Raw genomic sequence first — 23,077 nt, 5'->3', positions numbered from 1 at the left:
GAATGGGCGAATGGGTGAAATGGCTGGCATACGACAATCCACCCGTTCAGCCATTCACCTCAATACGACCAGCCGCTGCTGCTGGCCGGCCAGCTCGGCCCGATACACGCCTGCTGGCACGGGACGGTTCTTGCCGTCATCGGAATTCCAGACCACCGTGTGCGGGCCTGCTTCAGTGGCAGTCGGCAGGGTACGTATCAGCTGGCCCCGGCTGTCGAAGATGCGCAACGGACCCGCCGCGCCGGCCTGATGCAGGGTGTAGCGCAGCTCCGTGCGGCTATTGAACGCGGGGGCACCGGGGGCCTCCAGGGTCAGCGTTTCGAGGGCGGTATCAGCGGCGGGCGTGGTGTTCAGGCGTAGGCCCTTCACGGTGAGGCGCACGTGCTGGCTTTCCAGCAGCAGCGGCACGTACAGTGTTTGGCTACGGGCATCGTACCGGTACTCGGTGGCCGGCATGGTTTCCCCATCGAGCAGTACGGCGGTGGGGGAAGTAGCCACGCGCGGCAGTTGCAGCTCAATGCGCCGCCACACCGGAACCCCTTCAAACGGCCGCCCCTTCAGTTCCACCCGGATGTCGGTTTGGCTGCCCGAGGTGCTGCCCGAGAAAGTGAGCAGCTGATACTGCCCGTTTTTGGCTACCAGTGCCGATTTACCGTCATCGTCATAGAGCGTGAAATGGCTGCTGGCTACGGCGGGGTCAGCGTAGTAGCGCACCAGCAAGGTATCGGTGGAGTAGGCGGCGGTGGTGGAGACGTAAGGTGTCAGGGGCAGAAAGGCACCGGCCCGCACTAGTAGAGGCAGGCGGCTGAGCGGAGCCGGCCGGCCCACCGTGCGGCCTCCGGCCAGCGTTTCGTTGGTATAGAAATCAACCCAGTTACCGGCCGGCAGCACCACATTGCGGCGGCGCTGGCCCGGCTGCAGCACCGGGGCCACCAGCAGGTTCGGGCCCAGCAGGTATTGGTCGTTGAGGTTCGGAAAGTCGCGGGCCAGCTGGTCGAACTGCTGGCGGCTGGTCAGCCATGTCTGCTGTTGCAGGTGCTTTTCCGCCGCAAACTCATTGGCCGGAGCCAGTGGTGGCTTTATCGGGACGGCGGCGGCTTCTGCATGGGACGTTGAGCCAGAAACAGACACCGGAATATCTCCCCACTGGCTGTTTGGTAGGTCAATGTCAGCGGCTTCCAGCCCGAAATTCATGGGGCGCACCAGCGGCGCTCCGGTCTGGGTGTTTTCCCAGGCCAGGGTGTAGAGGTAGGGCAGCAGCCGGTAGCGCAGGTGCGTGGCTTCGCGCACGATGCTGCGGTAGGGCTCCGGCCACCAGTAAGGCTCCGGCGGGGTGCCGGCCCCGTGCGGGCGCAGGATGGGCGAGAAGCTGGCCATCTGCAGCCAGCGGGTGTACAGCTCGGCATCCACGGTGTTGCCGGCAAAACCGCCCGCGTCAGAATGCATGTAGCCTACGCCGCCCAGACTCATGCTCAGCATAATGGGCACCTGCGCCTGCAGCCCGCTCCAGCTCCGGCTCACATCCCCCGACCACGGAAATACCGAGTTGCGCTGCATGCCCGCCCAGCCCGAGCGGGCCAGGTTAAATACCCGCTCGTTGCGGTATTCCTGGGTGTATTTTTCCTGAAAGATGCCCGCCCACGTGAGCCCCAGCGCATTGTGCACCTGGCGGGTGCTGCCTTTGTAGTGGCGCATGTCCAGCGGGTGATTTTCCGGCTCGCCCAGGTCGCTCCACCAGCCCGCTACGCCTTCTTCCTTGCGCTGCTTGTAAAAGCTCCAGAGCCAGTCCTGGGTTTCGGGGCGCTGCATGTCCAGAATGGTCGCCGGCCCGGCCCAGAACGACTCCACGGTGTAAGGCTTGCCATTGGCCTGCATGCCCACTAGCCCCATGGCCCGCACCAGGCCGTCGTGGCGGGAGGTGCGCATCACGTAGGGCTCCGAAATCAGAATGGTTTTCACGCCCACCGAGTCGAGGCGGCGGATCATGCGCTGGGGCTGCCGGAAGTTGGCGTAATCCCAGCCCAAATCACCCTGGCGGGTGGTGCCGCCAAACCAGTACAGGTCCAGCACCAGGGCATCCAGCGGAAAGCCGGCCCGGTGCATGCGGCCGGCTACCTGCAGCATTTCGGTATCGGAGCGGTACCCGAAACGGCTCTGAATCAGGCCCAGCGCCCAGCGCGGCGGCAGCGGCTGCCGCCCGGTCAGGCGGGTATAGCGCGCCAGAATTTCGGCGTTGCTGCGGCCCGTGATGATGAAATAGCCAAGGTTCAGCAGATCCTCGCCGCTGTAGATAAGCGTATTGGGGTCGGTGGCACCCAGGTCGAGGGTGGCGGCCGCATGGTGGTCGAACAGCAGCATGTAGCCCCGGCTGCTCAGCACCGTGGGCAGACTCACGTTCAGCGTCGGCTCGCCGCTCTGGTAGCCGTAGTGGGCTTCGTTGTAGAGGGTCAGGCGGCGGCCGCGCCGGTCCAGGGGCAGGGCCCGCGAGCCGGTGCCGTACAGGTGTTCATTAGGCTGCAGCCGCAACGAAACCCCCGTGCCGCCCGGTCCGCTGGTTTCAGTAGTCAGCCGCTGAAACACGCCGCCCGCATCCTGCACCAGCGTTTCATCGTGCTGCTGGTAGCTGACGCGGAGCGGTTTTTTCTGGACGACGATAGTGCCGGCGGAGCTAACCGGCCACCGCAGCGTGGTGGCAGTTTCGGTTATGTCTCCGGCCGCCTGCCGCTGGCGCCAGCTTGCATGGATGGCCTTGGGTGAGCCGGCTTCGGGCCCTTCGCGGTGCAGCCCGGGCGGTGCCCAGGCATCGGCCGGCTGCACCACGCTGATGGAAGGAATATCCCGCACCGGCGTGCCGGCCGGGAAATACTCTATCCGCAGCACTCCTGCGGCCCAGGGCCGCACGCGCAACGTACCGCCTTCGGTACTCACAAGGGTAAGGATACCGTTCTGATACTGGTGGCTTTTGTAGCTTCCTATGAAAACCGGCCGGGCCTCTGGAGGAGTGGGGCGCTGAAACGGGTCCTGAGTGGGGCGGCCGTGCTCCTGCTGGGCCAGCGCCGGCCCGGCCAGGGCAGGCAGCAGCGCCAGTGACAACAGGAACCGGGTGCGGCGGAAAGAAAAGGGCATAATGGGGAGCGGCGGAAAAGGCGCGTCAAGATAGGGCCTGCCGCAGGTTTTTGGGCTATTACCGCAGTGCGCGCCCATCATGCCAGACCACGCGGCCTGGCTGTGGTGGCAGATCAGCGGCCACCGGCGCAGGCAACACCAGCGGCCCGGCCGGCGTACAGTTCTGAAACCCTTTCGTCTGTTCCTCAACCCCACGCCCTATGAATCACAACGCCCGCATCGAAGAAACCATCCAGAACATTTACGATGCCCTGGAAAACCACCATAACCACCCCGTCGAAAACGGCATTGGCTATATTGATGGCTGGATTTCGGCCCTCGACGGACTCGGCGGTACGGCCCTGACCGGCCTGCAAACCGAGCTGCGCAACCTGCGCGGCTACGTGGAGCGCGACGACCGGGCCGCCATTGCCAACTCGCTGCAGCACCTGGGCCAGGAAACCTCCCTCATTGCCCGCAACCTCCACGATGCCACCGGCGACCAGCTGCGCCACCTGGGCCAGACGCTCATCACCGCCGCCGGCAACCTGAAAGTCAGCTAGCCGAGCCACCATCAGCAGCAGTAGTACAATCATAAAAAAAGCCCCGGCGCACGACGCGCCGGGGCTTTTTACTGTGTGGAGCAGCTTAGTGCTGCACTACCACTTGCTGATGCAATACCTGACCGTTCAGGATCAGGCGCAGCGTGTACACACCCGTGGGCAGATGCTGCACCGACACCGGAATATCCAGGCTGGTCGCCGCTGCCAGCTGGTGGCTCAGTTCCTGCACCAGGCGGCCCTGGGCGTCAAACAGTCCGCCCTGCGCTTTGCCCATGTAGGCGTTGCTGAGGCGGATGGTCAGCTGGTCGGCGGTAGGGTTGGGGAACACCGATACCGTCAGGTCCGTGGCTACGCGGGGTACCTGCACGGTCTGCACGCCGGAGAAGGAAGCTGTACCGTCGGTATCTACCTGGCGTAAACGGTAGTAGATCAGCGCGCGACCGTAGCGGCCCAGGTTCTGGTCGGTCAGGCTGTAGGCCCGGCCCTGGTTGCTACTGCCCTGGCCCATTACCCGGCCTACGGCCCAGAACGTACGCCCGTCTACGCTGCTTTGCACCTCGAAGTAGGCGTTGTTGCGCTCCTGGGCCGTGGCCCATTGCAGCAAAGCGTCGTTGCCTTTGCGCTCGGCCGTGAAGCGCACCAGCTCTACCGGCAGCGGCGAGCTACCGTAAGTACCGATGAACGTCTGGCTGAACGAGTTGACGGGGAACGTCACCGTGCTGGCCACGGCATTGGCCGCCGTAGCTGAAATAGGCGCATCGAAGGCTCCGTCGCTGTTGCTGCCGCGCTTGTAGAGCTTCAGGTTAGCAGGAGCAGCCGCATCACCAGCGCTGATCAGGCCCTGATCCAGCGTGTAGGTGATGTTAGCCGAGAAGGTGCTCGCGCTGTAGCGGTCCACAATCCAGTAGGCCCGGGTGTGGGTGCTCCGCAGGTTGGGGTCGGTAACCGGCGTGCCCAGCGGCGTGCCTTCCAAGCGGCTTACCACCACATCGTAGGGCGTACTGCCGGCCGAGGTGAAGTTGATAGCCACGTTGGTGCCCGTGAAGGAGTAATTGCCGGTAGCCGTTACCGATTGCAGGTTGCTGGTGCCCGCACTCACGGGAGCAGTGCTGGTTACCCGGGTGGCCCCGGTCAGCGTACCCACCGCGCCCGAAACGCCGTCCACGGTGGTAGAACCCGTCTCATTAAACTGCAAATACGAAATCAGGCCGTTTTCCGCACCACTCAAGGTCAGGTGGCGCAGCTGACGAATTTCCGTCTGGCTCAGGGCCCGGTTCCACTGACTTACCTCGTCCAGGTCGCCAGGGAAGAAGTTGGTGCCGGTTGTCCCAGCACTACCCACGTAGTTAACGCGGGTAGTCGTGGGGGGGCCGGTGACGTTGGCTAAGGCAATAACATCCCCATTCAGATACACCGTAAGCGCACTGCCATTAAAGGTAGCGGCTATCTGACTCCATTCATTAGCCGTAATAGTCTGCGGGCCGGTGCGGATGCTGCGCAGTGTAGAGCCGGTACCGAAGCCAGCCTCTACGCGGCCATTGCCGGTGATAGCAATGTAAGGAGCGGCCGTATTGCCCGTGCCGTTGCCCAGTACGTAGTAGGTGTCGCTGCCCGTACCGATGGCGGGCTTAATCCAGGCTACCTGCGTGTACGCCGAGCCCAGTGCAGGAGCGGCAGTAGTGCTAGTGCTAAAGTCTACGTAGCCAGAGGTGCTGCCTCCCATAAAGCGCAAGGCTGTACCGGCCACCCGGCTGGTCCGCACAATCCGGCGGTTGCCGGCTGGGTCCGTTACTGTGGGCGTGCGTACGGTGCCACCAACGGTCAGGCTGGTCAGCGTGGCATCCAGTACACCGCCAGGCGTGGCAGTGGCAGCTACATCGTACACTAGGAAGAAGTAGTTAGTGCCGGTTGTAAGCAGCTGGTTGCCTGTTACGGTGAAGGTACCACTGGGGCTGGCCACCGCGCTGCCAAACAGGGTGGTGGTCGTCAGAGTGCCGTTCGTACCCGTGTAGTACACGCGGGCCGCCGTAATGTCGGCCGGCCGGGTGCTACCAGTGGTGGTGAAGGTAAGCGACGTGGCGCTGAGCGGAGCCAGAGTGCCGCCGCCAATTACCACGCCCACGCGCAGGATTTCCTGGTTCGTGCTGCCCACCTGCACCAGGCCGGTGTTCGGCTGCTCGGCCGTGCTGCTGACGTACGTAGCCGAACCCAGTACCGTAAAGGTATTGGTGCTGCTCGGGTCACTCACCGCCTCGCCGCTGGTTTGGGCCGTGGCGTATACGGTGTGGCTGCCCTGGCTCAGGGCCACAGGCTGGGTCAGCGTCCAGTTACCGCCGGCATCGGCCGTAGTCGTGCCAATGGCCGAGTTGTCCACGTACACCGTTACTGTGCTGTTCACCGAAGCAGTACCGCCGTAAGTCGGCTGACTGGTGGCAACGCTGCTGTTGTTGGCCGGCGTCGTTACCACCGGAGCTGCCGTTTTCGGCAGGTTGTACAGAATGCTGAACTGGGCGGCGGCGGTGTTACCGTTGCCGGCCTGGTCCTGGGCCACGTTGGCCGGCACGTTTACCGTTATGGTACCGCTGGCACTGGGCGTCACGTTGAAGGTGTAGGTAGTGCCCGAGCCGGAGAAGCCCGACAAAGTACCACCCGTCACCGTTACATCCGCGGCAATAAAGCCCGTTACGCTTTCCAAGAAAACGACCCGCACCGGAATGGGAGAGGTCGTCGTCGTACCGCCATTAGCCACCGTGGTTGAGCTTATGCTCACCGAGGGGCGGGTGGTGTCAACGATGAACGTGTTCGTACTTGAGCTCGGGCTGACGTTACCGGCCAAGTCCGTAGCCGAAGCACGTACCGTGTGGCTGCCCTGGCTCAGGGCCACGGGCTGGGTCAGGGCCCAGTTACCCGAGGCGTTGGCCGTAGTGGTGCCAATAGCGGAGCCATCGACTATCACCGTCACCGTGGCATTGGCTTCAGCCGTGCCAGTATAGGTCGGCGTGTCGTTGTTGGTGAGGCTGCCGTTAGCGGGCGTGACGACCACCGGCGCCGATGGCGGGGTGGTGTCAACGATGAAGGTATTGGTGTTCGAGTTCGGGCTGACAGTCTGACCGCTGAGCTGGGCCGTGGCGTAGACCGTATGCTGTCCCTGGCTCAGGGCCGTAGGTTGGGTCAGAGCCCAGTTGCCCGAAGCGTTGGCCGTCCTGGTACCGATGCTGGTGTTGTCCACGTACACCGTGATTGTGCTGTTGGCTGGGGCCGTGCCGGTGTAGGTTGGGGTGCTGTTGTTGGTAATCGAGCCGTTAGCTGGCGTGAGGATTACCGGCGCTGCCGTCACTGGCTGGGTGTACTGGATGGTGAACTGCGGAGCGGCCGAGTTGGCGGTGTTGTTGGCGTCCACGGCGCTATTGGCCGGTACGTTCACCGTCACGTTACCGTTGGCCGTCGGCGTCACGTTGAAGGTGTAGGTCTTGCCATCCAAGGCCGTGAAGCCGGAGAGCGTGCCGTTGCCTACCGTCACGTCGGCGGCACCGAAGCCCGTTACATTCTGCGAGAAAGTCACCGTGAACGGAATCGGCGAGGTGGAGGTCGAGCCGCCGTTGCTGCCAGCCGCCGAGGTGGTGGTGGCCGTCAGGGCCGGGGCAAACACGTTGAACGAAGCCGAGGTAAAGGACTCGTACGTGGCGGTGTTATTGGGCTGAATGCTGCCCACGAACACGTCGTTGACGAACACGTTCAGTCGCTGGTCAACCGCGGTGTAGTAGCGCTGGGCCGTCTGGAAGTTCACTTGGTAGCTGCCCGTGGGCACGGCCAGGTTTTGCGAGATGCTGGCGTTGTTGTTGCCGGCGCTCTGTATCAGGGCCACCGCGTCGCCGTTAGGCGGCAGGGGCTGGGTATGGCCAGCGACTTGGGAATCGAAGAGGCTGCCGTAGCGCGCCACGCCGGACGTGCCGGTGAAGCTCCAGGGCGCGGCCACTACGCCGTTGTCCGTCTTCTTGAAGCCATTTGGGTCCACGTTATTGGTCTCGAAGCTGCCGTTCTGCAGGCCGTTGGCCACGGCGCTGCCATTGCTGGCATTGAGCACCTGCACCACGTCCACGAAGGCCGTCACGTCGCCGTTGCCGCTGGCGCTGCCCGCCGCCTGGATGCGCAGGGTGGGGGCAGCGGCGAAGCTCTTGGTGATGGTGTACTGCTCGCCGCTGGTGTAGGGTACGTTGCTGATAGCGGGCGACACATTCGTGCTGTTCTGCACGTTCAGGCGCAGCGTGCCGTCGCCGGTGCCGGTGTTCGCTACCACGGTGTAAGTCGTGCCCGAGCCTGATACACTGCTCACGCTGGGGGCGGTGGTGAAGCTGCCGCTGGCGGTCAGGCTGAAATTATTCGTAGTCAGGCCCGCAACCGAGCCGGAGAACACCACCCGGTAGCTCACCGTGCTGGTGGCCGCGGGTGAGGGCGTCAGGCGCGTTACGGAGCTGACCGTTACAGTCGGCAGTTGGTACGTGAAGCCGTACTGCGTGGCGGCGGTGTTGCCGTTGCCAGCCTGGTCCTGGGCTACGTTAGCGGCCACGTTCACCGTCACGGTGCCCGCGCCCGTCGGCGTCACGTTAAATGTGTAGGCAGTGCCCGCGCCCGAGAAGCCCGACAAAGTGCCGTTGCTCACGGTCACGTCACCGGCGATGAGGCCCGTCACGCTTTCCGAGAAGGTGGTTGTGAACGATACGGGCGAGGTTGTCGTCGTACCGCCGTTGGTGACGGTCGTCGAACTCAGCACTACCGTCGGGGCCGTCTTGTCGATAGTGTAGACTTCCCCGCTGGTATAGGGTACGTTGCTCACGCTCAGCGTAAGGCCGCTGGCGTTGTCCAGGTTCAGGCGCAGAGTACCGTCGCCGCTGCCGGTATTCACCGTCACAGTATAGGTAGTGCCCGAGCCCGATACGCTGCTCACGCTGGGCGTGGAGCCCAAGGTGCCGGTAGTCGTCAGGTTGAAGTTGCTGGTCGATAGGCCCGTCACGCTGGCCGCGAAGGTTACCGTGTACTGCACGGTGCTGGCGTTGGTGGGATTGGTGCCGACCCGCACGATGGACGTGACTGTGGTGGCAGCCGAAGTAAAGCCGCCATCAAGTGCTACGCCGCCGTAAGAACCCAAAGAGGACGCCGCTATGACGGTCGTGAGAGTGCTCTGGGCCGTGGCCGGGGTACCATCGAGCCTGAAGCGCGTAATACTGTTGGTACCTGAGGCGCCTTGGTCGGCTACGTACAGGTACTGGCCCGTCAGGTCAATCGTCAGGTCAGCCGGTACGTAGAGCGTGATGCCATTGCTTCCCCCTGTTATCAGGGTCGTTACGGGGAAACCGGACGAAAGCGAAATGTACTTGATGGCGTCGTCGGCCGTGCTGGTGGAGCCCGCAATTGACTGGGAGAAATACAGACGGCTGTTGGCCGCGTCCAGCGCCAATCCCGTGTACGTGAGGCCGCTCGCGCCTGTGCCCCCTATCAATGTGGTAGGAATACTCGACGCAAGGGTCGTCCCATTCGGATTTACCGTGTAGCGCAAAATGCCCCCGCCGGCATTTACCGCATCGGCTGCGTATAATTGCCGGCCAGCGGCATCATATACGATGTCGTTCAGGTTGGTGAAACTGCCAGCGCCGCCATTCGTCAGTTCAGTGGGCGTTATCGGAGCGTTGATGGTGGCAGCATTCACCCCTTCCACTACCTTGATAGCATCCAGCGTACTCGTAACGCTGCTTTGGGTAAAGTAGAGGCGGCCGTTGGCAGCATCCAAGGCTACTCCCTGGTACGTCACGCTCGTTATCCCGGCCACCACCACCGTCCGGTTCGACAGAGCGCCGCTGGTCCGGTCGTAGTTGTAGCGCAGGATACCGGCAGCCGAAGCATTGTCGACTACGAACAGAAGGTTGTTGACCGGGTCGAAGGCCAAGTCATTAGGCTGCGAAAACTGAGCGGCATCGGAAAGTCGCGTGGTGCCCGTGGTGGGGAAGCCTCCGGTCACGCTGGCCGTAAGCACCTGGTCATTGGCAGTGGTGGCGCTCTGCTGCGAATAAATAAGCCGGGCGGGTGCCTGAGCCCAGGCACTACCGGCAGCTAACAGGAGTAGGAAAAGTAAAATTCTATTCATTACTGGCCGGGAAAAAGTAAGCGTAAAAAAGTATGGCAGTGTACAATGACCAACAACCGGCCCACCCATCGTCGGATAGCAGACCGGTTGTAGTCATGTAAGAGGGCGCTAGGCTTTTTAGGTACTGCGCACAATGGTTGGCCGTTCAGCCGATAGTCTATTTATCAGTTGCCTAATGCGCTGGCCAAAAAGCGGCAAAAATGCTAGTTGCGTGAGGGATAAAGTCCGTACAGGCAAATAATGTAGTTCAGGCCCAGATAGGGCTGCATCACGCTGAATGGTTGGTTGCCGCCGCTGGGAGTAATAGAAGTCGGAGCCATGGGCACGACGGCACCGCCTGCGGGAGCGTATTCGTTTACGATGGTAGCGGTACCATCTTCCAGCGAGCCGGCCGAGCTGGCCAGCATATTACCAGAGGGGTTGGAAACGGTAGCTTGAGCCGAGGTAGCAACTAAAGCGTGGGTGTGTGCGGGCATCTGCGTGGAGAGCAACGTCACGTTGCTCACACCGGCACACTCACCCAGCTGCACTGGCTGCAGGCCGGGGCCGGGCTGGCCATTGTTGGCGTGCACGGGTACGCGGCTGCGCAGGTCGGGCAGGGCAAAGGTAGTGGTGCCGTTGCCGCCGTAGTAAGTGCCCAGAATGGAATACAGAGCCGAATTCTGCGCGATATTCAGCAGGGAACCGTCGCAAAAGGCCCAGTTTTTGGGAGCAAAATTGCCGGCGAACAGTACAATGGAGCCAATGAAAGCTTCGTCCATAACAGTTGGAATGGGAAAGTGGAGGTAGATGTATAAGCCCCGTGGCCTCGTGCCAGGGGAGAAGGAGGGCATACGCTACCTGGCCCGCCGCAAAGCAGGAGAAGGCAATGCAATAGATGGGTGTGTGCAGAGCGTAGGACCGCGCAGGTCGTAGCCCAAGAGCAAGGATAGTTCGGCGAAGCCAAGCAGGTATTTGTATAGCTGCCTGATTAAGTAGGAGACTGCTCGAATAACTGGGCAGGCACTAGCACAATAGAGAAAGTAGCAGGCGCGTAACCACCGTGGTCTGGTGGAAAAGCACGCAAACTTGCTAAAATAAATTCATTTTTAATAGCATTTTGTAGCCATTTGTAACTAATAAGAGTTAATCCCGTAGCTGAGCGGCTTTCAACTGGCATTAGCCAGTCAAATCGGGTCGAACAAATTGATATACAGATAAATAGTATTATTTTGATAAAACTGTATTTTGTGAAGCTATCTGCCCACTGAGGCTTTTGGTGTCTTAGTTTCACTAAGTCGCTTCCGTACACCATAGTTTTCTAAAATAACGGCAGTTCCCGGCTCGGTTTGCCGGCGGCTGCTACTTGGGCTGCGGTGCCTCAAGTAGGGCAACAGCCGTTATTAGCCCGGAAGGCCGGTCCACTGAGCCGTCAGCAAGAGCTACCCGGAAGATGGCCCGGTCTCCGGTCTTACGGGGCCTGCTGGCTGGCGTCCGCCCGACATGGTGTCTGGCGCGTTCGGATGGAGGTAGTGCGCCGGCGGCAATCCGTACGGGAGTTTATGGCCTTCTTCATGCCCGATCTGCTCCGTGTAATCTGATTTGTCTGGGCTTACCGTTTATGCTGCTTAATACCCCGCCGCTGCGTCGTCGCCGCGGGGGTCGGCGCCACCTTCCAGCTTACCATCGGGCAGCACCCGGATGACTTCTACCCGGCCCCAGCCACCGCGGGGGCTGAGTTTGTAGCCCCGGGCCTGCAGCGTATCCTGGGCGGCGGGCAGCAGGGCTCCGGCTTCCACGTCAATCTGATCCGGCAGCCACTGGTGGTGCAGGCGGCGGGCGGCCACGGCCTGCTGGGCGTTCATGCCGTAGTCCACCACATTCAGGATGGACTGCAGCACGCTGGTGATGATGGTGCTGCCGCCGGGCGTGCCGGTTACCAGGGCCAGCTTGTTGCCTTTGGTGAGAATGGCCGGCGTCATGGAAGACAGCATGCGCTTGCCGGGCGCAATGGCGTTGGCCGCGCCGCCCACTAACCCATAGGAGTTGGGCGTGCCGGGCTTGCTGCTGAAGTCGTCCATTTCGTTGTTGAGCAGGAAGCCGGCTCCGGCCACCACTACCTTGCTGCCGTAGGCCCCGTTGAGGGTAGTGGTGCAGCTCACGGCGTTGCCCTGGGCGTCCACCACGTTGTAGTGCGTGGTCTGGTCCGATTCATAGCCAGGCAGATTAGCGCCGGCCGTTACCTGGGCGCTGGGGGTGGCGCGGTAGGGTAGGGTAGTGGCCATGCGCTGCTTATTATAATTCTTCTCCAGCAGCTGCGGCACGGGCACGCGGCCGAAGTCCGGGTCGCCGAGGTAGGTAGCGCGGTCGGCGTACACGCGGCGCTGGGCCTCTGTAATCCAGTGCGTGGCCTGGGGCGAGTGCCAGCCGGCCTGGCCCAGGTTGTAGGGCTCCAGCATCTGCAGCATCTGCAGCAGCGCCACGCCGCCGGAGCTGGGCGGCGGAAACGTGAGCACCTCGTAGCCGCGGTACTGGCCGTGCAGCGGGGTGCGCCACTTCGGCTCGTACTTCAGCAAATCCTGCCTGGTGATGATGCCTTTGCCGCGCTGCATTTCGGCCACCAGCAAATCAGCCGTGGGGCCTTCGTAAAAACCGGCCTTGCCCTGGTCACGGATGCGGCCGAGCGTGCGGGCCAGGTCGGGGTATTGAATCACCTCTCCGGCTGCCCAGGAACCCGCTTTGAGGTACGCACTGCCGGGGTTAAGCCTGGCGAAGGTGTCGTGTTGGTTGTTCAGCCCGGCGGCTTCCTTTTCGGTCAGTTTGAGGCCCTTGGCGGCCAGGTCTACGGCGGGCTGCACCACGTCCTTCCACGGCAGCTTGCCCAGCTTCTGGTGCAGCACCCACATGCCGGCCACGGTGCCGGGCACGCCGGCGGCCAGGTGGCCCAGGGTGCTCAGGTTGGGGATGACGTTGCCCTGCGCGTCCAGGTACATATCCCGGGAGGCGGCGGCGGGGGCAGTTTCCCGGAAATCCAGTGCGCCTTCCTGCCCATCGGCCCCTCGGTAAAGCAGAAAGCCGCCGCCCCCGATATTGCCGGCCACCGGCAGGGCCACGGCCAAAGCAAACTGCACGGCCACGGCCGCGTCGTAGGCATTGCCGCCCTTCTGCAGAATTTCTACCCCGATGCGGGTGGCTTCGGGGTGGGCTGATACCACCATGGCCTTAGCCGCCACTACGGGCGTGGCCGCCGGAATGGGGGTAGCCAGGATAGCCGCACCGGGGGCCGGGGCGTTTGTGGTGGGCTGGGCGGTGGTGCAGGCGGCCAAGGCCGTCAGGAGCAGGAAGGAAATACGGTGGCGCATAGGAACGTAAAGGTACAAGAGGCGGCAGGTAGTTTTCATGAATGATACACTGCCCGCCGCGCCGGAGCACCTGAAGCCCTGCCCGAAATGGTGTTCATGCATGCCGATTTAACCAGTAACTGGCCAATCGGCAACCAGTACCGGCTAACCTACAACCAACCCCGGTTCGGTAATCCGCGTAGCTTTGGCCTGAACCAGACCTGTGCCCTGACTATGACGACTGAACCGCTGGCCCCCGCTACCACCGAAGAAACCACGGCGCACCTGCCCCTCGTGCAGCACGACCCCTGGCTGGCCCCGTTTGAGCCGGTGCTGCGGCAACGCCAGCAGCGCCTGGAGCACCGCCTGGCCGAAATAACGGCTCAGTGCGGCTCCCTGAGTAAGTTCGCGCTGGCCCACCAACGGCTGGGCCTCAACTACGACGGCCGCCGCCGGGGTTACTGGTTCCGGGAGTGGGCCCCCGCCGCTGAGGCGCTGTACCTGGTGGGCGACTTCAACGGCTGGGACCGGCAGGCCACCCCGCTCACCCGCGGCCAGGATGGGGTGTGGGAAGTTTTTCTGGCCGACAAAGACTACAAGGACCGCCTCACGCACTACTCTCTCTACAAAGTGCACGTGGTAACGGCCAAGGGGGGCAAAGACCGGCTGCCGGCCATGCTGCGCCGCGCCGTACAAAACCCCGAAACCAAGGATTTTGCCGGGCAGGTGTGGCGGCCTGAGCAGCCGTTTGTGTGGTCGGACCAGAAATTCCGGGTGCCCAACTTTGTGCGCGAGCCGCTGATTTACGAGGCCCACGTGGGCATGGCGCTGGAAGAAGGAAAGGTGGGTTCCTACCTGGAGTTTGCCGATCAGATTCTGCCCCGCATTCAGGCCGAGGGCTATAACTGCCTGCAGCTGATGGCCGTGATGGAGCACCCGTACTACGGCTCGTTCGGCTACCATGTAGCCAATTTCTTCGGGGTGTCGTCGCGGTTTGGGACGCCCGAGGAGCTGAAGCACCTTATTAATGAGGCACACCGCCGGGGCATTGCGGTGCTGCTGGACGTGGTGCACTCCCACGCCGTAAAAAACGAGGCCGAAGGGCTGGCTGATTTCGACGGCTCGGGTGGACAGTATTTTCACGAAGGCCCGCGCGGCAACCACCCCGGCTGGGATTCCAAGCTGTTCAACTACGCCAAACCCGAAGTGCAGCAGTTTCTGCTCAGCAACCTGCGCTACTGGCTGGAGGAGTTTCACTTCGATGGATTCCGCTTCGATGGTATTACCAGCATGCTCTACCATCACCACGGTGAGGGAGTCGGGTTCGGCAGCTACGAACAGTATTTCGGCGAAGATGCCGACGAAGATGCCATTCTCTACCTGCAGCTGGCCACCACGCTGGTGCGGGAGTTGAAGCGCAGCGCCCTTCTCATTGCCGAGGATATGAGCGGCATGCCCGGCCTGTGCCGGCCCATCGAGGAGGGCGGCATCGGGTTCGACTACCGCCTGGCTATGGGTATTCCCGACTACTGGATCAAGCTGCTCAAGCACACCCGCGACGAGGACTGGAACCTCTACGACCTCTGGCACGTGCTCACCAACCGCCGGGCCGGCGAGAAAACGGTGGCCTACGCCGAAAGCCACGACCAGGCCCTGGTGGGCGATAAAACCCTGGCCCACTGGCTGCTCGATAAGGCCATCTACGAGCACATGCACAAAGACGACCCCGACCCCGTAGCGGCCCGGGGAGTAGCCCTGCACAAGCTCATTCGGCTGGCTACGCTCAGCCTGGGCGGGGAAGCTTACCTGAACTTTATCGGTAACGAATTCGGCCACCCCGAATGGGTGGATTTCCCCCGAGAAGGCAACGGCTGGAGCCACCATTTCGCCCGCCGCCAGTGGAGCCTGGCCGACAACCCGGAACTGAAGTTTCAGTACCTGCTGCAGTTCGACAAGGCCATGTTGCATCTGGCCAAAAATAACCGCCTGCTCACGGCCGGTCCGGCCAGGCAGCTTAATCTGGATACGGCCAACCAGGTCCTCATTTTCGAGCGGGGCAACTTGGTATTCGTATTCAGCTTCCACGTTGACCGGAGCGTGCCCGATTACCGTTTCCCGGTACCTACGGCCGGCCGCTACCGCATCGTGCTCAACTCCGACGATGCGCAGTTCGGTGGTTTCGGGCGGGTTGATGCCGCTTTGACTTACGAAACCTTTCAGGAAGAAGGCACCAATAAGCTCAGCCTCTACGTAACCAGCCGCACGGTGCTGGTGCTGGCGCGGGTATAGTTGTCAGTTGTTCGTTGTCAGTTGTTAGAAAGATCCTAATAACTGACAACGAACAACTGACAACTAAAATCTATAACCTACTGCCGGGTCTTGCGGCCGGTACGGGCAATTTCCAAGGCGTCTTCGATGCGCTGGGAACGGGCTTCGTCTTTCTTGGTGCGGGCAATGCGCATGGCTAAGTCTTTGCGCTGAGTGAAGGGCAGGGCGTCGAACTGCACGCGGAGGCCGGCCCGTTCTAAGGCCTGTTCAAAATCAGCGGGCAGCTCAATGCCGCCAGGCTCGGTGTCACGCTCCAGCACCATGTGCACGGTGTCGGCCCAGGTTTTATTGATGGCGTTGCGCACCTCTTTGCGGATGCTGAGCATGTGTTGGCCGTCGCCGAACGGTACGAGGTTAGTACGGATGGGAAACCCATCAATAGTACCGATAACCGCCAGTGGGCCCTTTACCCCGTAGGTATCGGATACACTGAACGGAACAACCAGGAAAACGCCGCTGTCGGCCCCGTCCATTTCCATGGGGGCGTCGAATTCGTGGCGGAGGGGGGCTTCTGTACTCATGCGGTAGGCGGAAAAAGAGGAACTACGGACTGTTGTCCGGGGATGCGGTTTTCAAGTTGCTGCAGCACGCGGCGGAGCGTATCGGTATCGGTCGGCTCCACCAGTTGCAGTCGTTCGGGAGCTATCTGGTACCGCGTCCGGAGCCGGTGGGCCAACTCATCGGAAGCAGCCAGAATCAGGTCGGCGCGGCGCAGGGCCAGACGCTCCAGCTCCAGCGCCCAACCCCGGTCGGCGGGCGTGGCGCGCTCCTGGGCCAGACTGTGCACGTGCAGCACCAAGGGCCGGCCGGTTTGCTGCCGGATTTCCAACGCCGCCAGCCAGGTTGGCCAGTCGGGCGCGTAAATCACCGCAAAGGTATCCTGCAATGCCTGTTGCGTGGCAAAGCGGGCGTACTGAATCACCTGAAAGTTGAGGTCGGCATCCGGGGCCAGGTCCACGCCCAGCACGGCTAACGCCCCAGGCAAAGTAGTCTGGGCGGCGGTAAAGGCGGTTTCCGGAACAGAATCCGGCGTGCCGGCAGGTTGAGCAAGGTCGGCTGCTTCGGCGGCACTGGGCTCGGCTTCTTCCTGGGCAAACTCATCCGGGTTCAGCAGCAGCGTATCCGCAGGTGCTTCGGTCGTTTCGGCCAGCGCCGCTACGGCTTGCTGCACGGCGGCCCGGGTGGCGCGCTGATCGATAACCGGCGGGCGTTCCTCGTCAGCTACTAGGCCGTGTGCACCGGTCAGTACGGCGTTGGTTTCGGTGTCGGGCAGGCCCGGGGTGGCACCCAGGTACGGGGCGGCGGGTGTGTTCCAACCTCCGCTGGTTCCACCAGGACTGGCATCGGGCTCATTGCCCGGGCCGGCCGCGCCATCGGCGGCGGTGCCGGTATAGGGGGCGGCGGGGCGGTGCCAGGCGGCGGGATGCGGGTTTTTCAGCGGAGCCGAAGCAAGGGCCTGCTCGGGTGTCAGATCAGCCAGGGAGGTTACGTGCGCCGCCTCGGCCAGCGGAGTTGCCGGCAAGTGCGGTACCAGTACGGATAACGGCGCCATCGGGGCCAGATTTTCAACTAACGGGCCAAGTTCCGGAACGGATTCCCCGGTGCGGGGCGCATTGTTCCAACCAAGCAATAGCACAGGTAAAGGAGCAGGGGGCATAAGGAAAGGGAGCTAGGCAGTAACCCGGAGTACGGCAAGGTAGAGAAAAAAGGTACCGGTAGTGTGAAAACGGCGGCTGATCGAAAACGGCGGGCTTTCCGCTGGGCGGTACCCCGCAAGCTGTTTACCTTTACGAACCGCCGTGCTACCAAGGCACTGCCAGCGCGCGGAATGCACTTCTTTCTTCTCTCCGAACGACCCCTATTTGCATGGCCGACAATATTCAGGAGCTTAACTACATGGTCAACGACCTGGCCGCCCGTTCCCGTCAGGAACTGTACCCCGGCCGGGTACTGTCTGGCGAGCGGCAGGGTACCGACTTTATTTTCCGCTGTGATAACGGCGTGCAGCTCAGCCTGCAGGTAATTACCGATAAGGTGCTGCGCTTCCGCTATATCACGGAAGGCATATTCCCGCCCGATTTCAGCTACGCTTTTGCCAACGGCGTGCCCGCCCGTCAGGAGCTGGAGTTTCTGGAGTTCCGCGAAAAACCCGACCACTACCGCATCACCACCGACCGGCTGATTTGCGTGGTGGACAAGGAAAATATGCGCACCCGGGTGCTCAACCGCTCCGGCCTGGTGCTCACCGACGACGAGAAGGGCTTCCACTGGGAGTACGACTACGACTCGGGCAACGACCTGGTGAAGATGAGCAAGCAGGTGCAGAGCGGGGCCCACTACTACGGCCTCGGCGACAAACCCGACAACATGAACCTGCGCGGCAAGCAGTTCACCAACTGGGGCACTGATACTTATGGCTACCAGAAGGGTTCCGACCCGCTCTACAAGAACATTCCCTTCTTCCTGGCCCTGCACCAGAAGGTGGCCCACGGTATCTTCTTCGATAACACGTTCAAGGCCTCCTTCGATTTTGCCGCTGAGCGGGCCGACGTGGCCTCGTTCTGGGCCCAGGGTGGGGAGATGAACTACTACTTCATCTACGGTCCTTCCCTAATGGAAGTAACCGAGGAGTACACCCGCCTGACCTCGCCGCCCGAACTGCCCCCGCTGTGGGCCCTGGGCTACCAGCAGTGCAAGTGGAGCTACTTTCCCGAGAGCAACGTGAAGGCCATTGCCCAGGGCTTCCGCGACCGGAAAATCCCCTGCGACGCCATCTACCTCGACATCGACTACATGGACGGGTACCGGTGCTTTACCTGGAGCCCCACGCACTTCCCCGAGCCCAAGCGCATGGTACAGGAGCTGGCCCAGGATGGCTTCAAAACCGTGGTTATCATTGACCCCGGCATCAAGATTGACCCCGACTATTCGGTGTTCCGGGAAGGCCTGAAAAACGACTACTTCTGCCGCCGCGCCGATGGCCCGCTGATGAAGGGCTCAGTATGGCCCGGCCTCTGCAACTTCCCCGACTACACCCGCCCCGAGGTGCGCGAGTGGTGGGCCGGCCTGTTCAAGGGCTTGATCCAGGAGGTGGGCGTGAAAGGCGTGTGGAACGATATGAACGAGCCGGCCGTGTTTGAGAAGGGGACCTTCCCGGATGATGTGCGCTTTGGTTATGATGGCCACCATGCCTCTCATAAAAAGGCCCACAACATCTACGGCATGCAGATGGCCCGCGCCACCAACGAGGGCGTAAAAGCCTTCAGCTACCCCGACCGGCCCTTTACCATCACGCGCAGCACCTACGCCGGCGGCCAGCGCTACTCCTCCGGCTGGACCGGCGACAACATTGCTAGCTGGGAGCACCTCTGGCTGGCCAACATCCAGTGTCAGCGCCTGAGCATCTCGGGCTTCTCGTTTATAGGCTCCGATATCGGCGGCTTCATTGACACCCCCGACGGCGAGCTGTACGTGCGCTGGGTAGCACTGGGGGCTTTCCATCCATTCTTCCGCACCCACAGCTCCGGCGACCATGGCGACCAGGAGCCCTGGAGCTTCGGGGAGCACTATATGGAGCTGGCCAAGGGCTTCATTGAGCTGCGCTACCGCCTGCTGCCCTACATGTACACCACATTCTGGCAGCACACCACCCAGGGCACGCCCATGTTGCGCCCTCTGGCCTTCCTCGACCAGGCCGACACCGACACGTACCTGCGCATGGCCGAGTTCAGCCTCGGCGACCATCTGCTGGTGTGCCCCATCACCACGCCCGGCGCCGACGGCCGCTGGATGTACCTGCCCCGCGGCGAATGGTTCTACTACTACACTGACGAGGCCAAAACCGGCGGCCAGGAAGTGTGGGCCGCTGCCGACCTTGCGCGGATTCCGCTGTTCATCAAGGCCGGGGCCGTTATTCCGATGTTCCCCGTGATGCAGTACGTGGGTGAGAAAGTGGTGGAAGAAGTAACCCTGCACGTGTACTTCAAGCAGGGCACCGAAACCAGCGTGCTCTACGAAGACGGGGGCGAAGGCTACGGCTATCAGCAGGGCCAAAGCACCACCCGCCGCTTCCGCGTAACCGGCTCCGAAAACGGCCTGCTGCTCCAGCAGGAAGCGGAAGGCCAGTACCAGCCTACCTGGACTACCTACCGCGTGGTGCTGCACGGCCTGCCATTCCAGCCCACCGCCTTCAGCACCGACGGCCAGCCCGCCGAAGCCACGGAAGCCACCCTGGAAACCGGCCTTACCCTGCCCGCTGTGGTAGTTGGTGCAGGTTTCACGGAACTGGTAATTGGGTAGTGGATGAGTGAATAGCCGTCATTGCGAGCGGAGCGAAGCAATCTTTCTTTTCCAAAGCGCAAATCCTTGATTTACTCAAAAGCCCCTGACGTCTGCACGGACGCCAGGGGCTTTTAGTTAGGTCAGCGTTGAGCGCCGTGTGAAGCAAGGATTGCTTCGCTCCGCTCGCAATGACGGCCACTCACTCTCCAATCCGCTGCCGCAGGTACTGGTATACCTCGGGGCTACTGAGCAGGGTGCCGTGGTGGAGCTTGGAGTACACGTGGGTGCTGATAAGCAGCTCGGGCGGGGCGGCGGGGTCCTGGAAGATGCGGCCCCGGGCACTGCCCGCGCCCACCAGCCCGTCACCGAAATAGTCGTGCAGGGCGGAGGTGGCCGATTTCAGCAGGGAGCCCACCAGAATGTGGTAGCGTACGCCGGGTAGGGGAGGTACCACCGTACGCGGCGGAAACAGGTCGTCGGCGTGCTCACTCTGCCAGTCCTCATCCACCAGTCGGGCGTGGCGCAGGTCTTTGATACCGTTACTGCGCTTGTCAATCAGGCCGCTGATGGCGCGGGTGGGCCACAGGTTGATTTTGCGCAGAATCAGGCTGGTCAGGTGGCTGTTCTGCTCCAGAAACGACCCGTCATTCGGCACGCCCAGCAGAAACACATCCCGCAGTCGGCTTAGCCAGTGTGAGTTGTTCGTTGTCAGATGCTCGTTGTCAGTTGTTAGTTGTTGGTTGTTAGGTTCTGACAACTGAGAACCGACAACTGACAACTCATTCCGACTGCCATAGTAGCCCGCCGAGCGAATGACCAGCCCGCCCATGCTGTGGCCCACCAGCACCAGCTCACCCACGGCCTCGGGGTAGGTGGCCAGCAGCTCCGTGAGCAGCTGGTGCAGCAGGCGGCCGTTTTCGGAGATGTGCAGGCCGGAATTGTAGCGCACGTACAGGCAGCACACGCCGATTTCCTGCTGCAGGCGCGGGCCGAAGCGCACATCCTCAGCGCCATTGCCGGTTTGCCAGATGATTTCGTCGCCCATCAGCCCGTGCAGAAAGACTACGGTTTTGCGCGGCCGGCCATCCGGAGCCGGTTGCAGCCCAAGCTCCGCCACCGCCACATCGGCCTCGTAGCGGCGGAAGCTCATCCGGATGGCGCGCCGGTCGTGGCGGGCGGCCAGTTGGTCGCCAAAAGCCCCATTAAGCACCGGCAGCGTAAAATGCAGGTTGTCCTGGCTTACCCGGTAGAGCAGGCCCGCCCCATCAAACGGGGCCCGGGCCGCGCGGCCCATGGCCGCTGCTACCCGGCGCCAGCGCGAAGGGGGAGGGGTGGAATTATCGGCAGAATCGGAATTGAGCGAGGGGTCCTGGGAGTCGGTCACGGAATAAGGAGTTTGCGTACCAGCAGCCCTTCCGGCGTACTTAGTCGCAAAAGATACACTCCCGCCGGCTGCCCGTGCAACTTCAACTGCCGCCCATTGGCTTGCGCCACTGGTGCAGCCGGAGCCTGCGCTACCACCCGGCCCGCCGCATCCGTCACCTCAAAGGGGGCCGTAGCCACGGTGGGCTCCGCCAGAGAAGCCAGGTAAAATTCGCCGCCGACCCCCGGATTCGGGTAAATGCTGAGGGCTTCCTGGTAGCGCGGCGGTGCCGTGGCTGATACCGTGCCCTGCAGCGAAATTTCATCGACGTACAAAGTGGAAGTACCGGTGGCCTGCCCGTTGCCGGCCACAAAAAACAGCCGCAGCGTATCGGGAGTAGCCGAGGAAACGTAGCCCAGCGGCACGGCAATCTGGCCGTAGCTGGTGCGGGCGGGCAGCACATCGGCGTAGCCCGCAATAAACTGGATGGCATTGCCGCCGCCGCGCGTCAGCACCACATACACGCCGGCGGTATCATTGGTGGCGGTGCTGAGCTTGTACCAGAACCGCAGCTCCCGGGGCCGGCCCGTGTACGGCACGCCGCTGATACCGTAGGTGGAAGGCCGGAACCGGTTACCCAGCAGCAGCAGGGCCGGAAATGGAGCCCCGAAAAAAGCCTTACTCTCAATTTTGGCGGCAAAGCTGCCTGCCTGCCGGTCGGTTGATTTGGTTACGGTGCCCAGCGCCAGCGGAATGCCCTGCGTGCCGTACAGCTCGTCCGAGGTGTACCAGCCATCCGGACTTTCTACCGTGCCGCGCGTGACCCAGGTTTCCATACCTCCGTTCGGAATGCCTTGCGCCCATACAGCCTGGGTACCGCCAGCCAGCCAGACCAGCACAGCAAGACAGCGTAGCAGATTTTTCATAGCAAAGGGGGGAGAATGGAATCGGAACGTACACTTCCTGCCGGGAAGCGTCAGTGTGATAAATATAATATTAATTATATGTTAGTTTAAATCACATAATCAGGTGATTACGGGGCGGCAGTACGTGGGCCGCGGGTGCTTATACCGGTGCAGATTTCCCATTGTCAGCCGGTGGAAAAGCGGTTCCCAGCACCGCACCCGTTACCAGTCCTCCCAGGTGGGCGGCGTTGTCGGTGGCATACGTCTGCAAACCCGTAGCCAGGCTGCCGGCCAGCAGATACAGTACAAACAGCCCCACCGTGTAGCGCTCCGGCCGCGTCAGGGCATTGGGGCGGCGCACCAGTGTAGCCAGCAGCAGACCATATAACCCGAAAATGGCCCCCGATGCGCCCACCGAATTGACACCCTGCACGTGCCACCACAAACTGGTGAGGCTGCCGGCCACCCCACAGGCCAGATACACCAGCAACAGCCGCCGCGACCCGGTAAGCCGCTCCGTAAGCAGCCCCAGGAACACCAACGACGCCATATTCATCAGCAAGTGGCCCACGCCGCCGTGCAGGAATACGCTGGTCAGCAGCCGCCACGGCTGGCCGGGTAGCGTGAGCGGCGAAAAATTAGAGCCCCACTGCACCAGCGTAGCCGCCGTGGGGTGCCACAACGAGCCGCCACTTACTGCCAGCAGCCCGTAGCCCAGCAGGTTCAGCCACAGCAGCAGCGGCGTGACGCGGTAGCCCTCCCGGAATCCCAGCACGCCCCGCAGGGCTCCCCAGCCTATTCCGCCCGCTGCAGGCTCCGGCACCGGCTTGGGGTGTGGCTGCACCGGCGGAGCGGCTTCCGGTACCAGCCCACGCCGCTGTAATTCCAGCACGGCTGCTTCCCCCACCGCCGCCGGATACTGGGCCGCATGCTGGGCCAGATACAGCAGCTCCGCATCGGTTTTAGCGGCAAACAGCTCAGCAGGAGTCAGGGAATCAGACATATGCAACAACGCAAACAGCACCGCCCCAGGGTAGAGCGGTGCTGTTTGTGCGTCATAAACCCTGCCAGCC

12 protein-coding genes are annotated in these 23,077 nt (G+C 62.3%); 3 read left to right on the top strand and 9 right to left on the bottom strand.

The features are described 5' to 3' along the window. Nucleotides 1–54 precede the first annotated feature (54 nt). Nucleotides 55–3,126: a TIM-barrel domain-containing protein gene (locus tag EI291_RS17560; protein ID WP_170172706.1), complete on the bottom strand. Its 3,072-nt coding sequence runs from the start codon at nucleotides 3,124–3,126 to the stop codon at nucleotides 55–57. 200 nt (nucleotides 3,127–3,326) lie between these two features. Here EI291_RS17560 and EI291_RS17555 point away from each other — a divergent pair, with 200 nt between their 5' ends. Further along, nucleotides 3,327–3,668: a hypothetical protein gene (locus EI291_RS17555; RefSeq protein ID WP_125423034.1), complete on the top strand. Its 342-nt coding sequence runs from the start codon at nucleotides 3,327–3,329 to the stop codon at nucleotides 3,666–3,668. Nucleotides 3,669–3,753: 85 nt separating this feature from the next. Here EI291_RS17555 and EI291_RS17550 read toward each other — a convergent pair whose 3' ends face one another. The 3 genes from EI291_RS17550 to ggt form a co-directional block, all read right to left on the bottom strand. Further along, nucleotides 3,754–9,807 (bottom strand): Ig-like domain-containing protein, encoded by a 6,054-nt coding sequence (locus tag EI291_RS17550; RefSeq protein WP_125423031.1) that lies wholly within the window; start codon nucleotides 9,805–9,807, stop codon nucleotides 3,754–3,756. Nucleotides 9,808–10,010: 203 nt separating this feature from the next. Beyond that, complete coding sequence (locus EI291_RS17545; protein WP_125423029.1) at nucleotides 10,011–10,568, bottom strand: phage tail protein; 558 nt, start codon at nucleotides 10,566–10,568, stop codon at nucleotides 10,011–10,013. Between the two features lie 846 nt (nucleotides 10,569–11,414). Next, nucleotides 11,415–13,148, bottom strand: a complete 1,734-nt coding sequence (ggt, locus tag EI291_RS17540; RefSeq protein WP_125423026.1) for a gamma-glutamyltransferase — start codon at nucleotides 13,146–13,148, stop codon at nucleotides 11,415–11,417. Nucleotides 13,149–13,361: 213 nt separating this feature from the next. Here ggt and EI291_RS17535 point away from each other — a divergent pair, with 213 nt between their 5' ends. Next, nucleotides 13,362–15,416, top strand: coding sequence for an alpha amylase C-terminal domain-containing protein (locus EI291_RS17535; protein WP_125423122.1), 2,055 nt, complete (start codon nucleotides 13,362–13,364; stop codon nucleotides 15,414–15,416). Nucleotides 15,417–15,493: 77 nt separating this feature from the next. On the opposite strand, the gene EI291_RS17530 is transcribed toward EI291_RS17535, so the two are convergent. Further along, entirely contained in the window at nucleotides 15,494–15,976 is a 483-nt protein-coding gene (locus tag EI291_RS17530) for a YdeI/OmpD-associated family protein (protein WP_125423023.1), read from the bottom strand. Continuing rightward, nucleotides 15,973–17,007, bottom strand: coding sequence for a glycosyltransferase (locus EI291_RS17525; RefSeq protein WP_125423020.1), 1,035 nt, complete (start codon nucleotides 17,005–17,007; stop codon nucleotides 15,973–15,975). Before EI291_RS17525 ends, EI291_RS17530 begins: the two co-directional genes overlap by 4 nt. A 314-nt stretch (nucleotides 17,008–17,321) precedes the next feature. Between EI291_RS17525 and EI291_RS17520 the strand changes: the two genes are divergently transcribed. Further along, a complete protein-coding gene (locus EI291_RS17520; RefSeq protein ID WP_125423017.1) occupies nucleotides 17,322–19,754 on the top strand; it encodes a glycoside hydrolase family 31 protein in 2,433 nt (810 codons plus the stop codon). A gap of 181 nt (nucleotides 19,755–19,935) precedes the next feature. On the opposite strand, the gene EI291_RS17515 is transcribed toward EI291_RS17520, so the two are convergent. The 3 genes from EI291_RS17515 to EI291_RS17505 all read right to left on the bottom strand — a co-directional run bounded on the left by EI291_RS17515 (nucleotide 19,936) and on the right by EI291_RS17505 (nucleotide 23,007). Continuing rightward, nucleotides 19,936–21,120, bottom strand: a complete 1,185-nt coding sequence (locus EI291_RS17515; RefSeq protein WP_125423014.1) for an esterase/lipase family protein — start codon at nucleotides 21,118–21,120, stop codon at nucleotides 19,936–19,938. Next, complete coding sequence (locus tag EI291_RS17510) at nucleotides 21,117–22,025, bottom strand: T9SS type A sorting domain-containing protein (RefSeq protein ID WP_125423011.1); 909 nt, start codon at nucleotides 22,023–22,025, stop codon at nucleotides 21,117–21,119. Before EI291_RS17510 ends, EI291_RS17515 begins: the two co-directional genes overlap by 4 nt. Before the next feature lie 139 nt (nucleotides 22,026–22,164). Next, on the bottom strand, nucleotides 22,165–23,007 hold the full coding sequence (locus tag EI291_RS17505) for a rhomboid family intramembrane serine protease (RefSeq protein WP_125423008.1): 843 nt from the start codon (nucleotides 23,005–23,007) through the stop codon (nucleotides 22,165–22,167). Nucleotides 23,008–23,077: the final 70 nt, after the last annotated feature.

It is taken from the genome of Hymenobacter rigui (assembly GCF_003944715.1).
GTDB lineage: Bacteria > Bacteroidota > Bacteroidia > Cytophagales > Hymenobacteraceae > Hymenobacter > Hymenobacter rigui.
Note: the sequence above shows the minus strand (reverse complement) of the source record. Positions and strands in the feature narration are given on the sequence as shown.

Excerpts from the sequence above, each read along its gene's own strand:
- EI291_RS17560 (WP_170172706.1), bottom strand. The coding sequence starts at position 3,126 with ATGCCCTTTTCTTTCCGCCGCACCCGGTTCCTGTTGTCACTGGCGCTG.
- EI291_RS17555 (WP_125423034.1), top strand. The coding sequence starts at position 3,327 with ATGAATCACAACGCCCGCATCGAAGAAACCATCCAGAACATTTACGAT.
- EI291_RS17550 (WP_125423031.1), bottom strand. The coding sequence starts at position 9,807 with ATGAATAGAATTTTACTTTTCCTACTCCTGTTAGCTGCCGGTAGTGCC.
- EI291_RS17545 (WP_125423029.1), bottom strand. The coding sequence starts at position 10,568 with ATGGACGAAGCTTTCATTGGCTCCATTGTACTGTTCGCCGGCAATTTT.
- ggt (WP_125423026.1), bottom strand. The coding sequence starts at position 13,148 with ATGCGCCACCGTATTTCCTTCCTGCTCCTGACGGCCTTGGCCGCCTGC.
- EI291_RS17535 (WP_125423122.1), top strand. The coding sequence starts at position 13,362 with ATGACGACTGAACCGCTGGCCCCCGCTACCACCGAAGAAACCACGGCG.
- EI291_RS17530 (WP_125423023.1), bottom strand. The coding sequence starts at position 15,976 with ATGAGTACAGAAGCCCCCCTCCGCCACGAATTCGACGCCCCCATGGAA.
- EI291_RS17525 (WP_125423020.1), bottom strand. The coding sequence starts at position 17,007 with ATGGCGCCGTTATCCGTACTGGTACCGCACTTGCCGGCAACTCCGCTG.
- EI291_RS17520 (WP_125423017.1), top strand. The coding sequence starts at position 17,322 with ATGGCCGACAATATTCAGGAGCTTAACTACATGGTCAACGACCTGGCC.
- EI291_RS17510 (WP_125423011.1), bottom strand. The coding sequence starts at position 22,025 with ATGAAAAATCTGCTACGCTGTCTTGCTGTGCTGGTCTGGCTGGCTGGC.
- EI291_RS17505 (WP_125423008.1), bottom strand. The coding sequence starts at position 23,007 with ATGTCTGATTCCCTGACTCCTGCTGAGCTGTTTGCCGCTAAAACCGAT.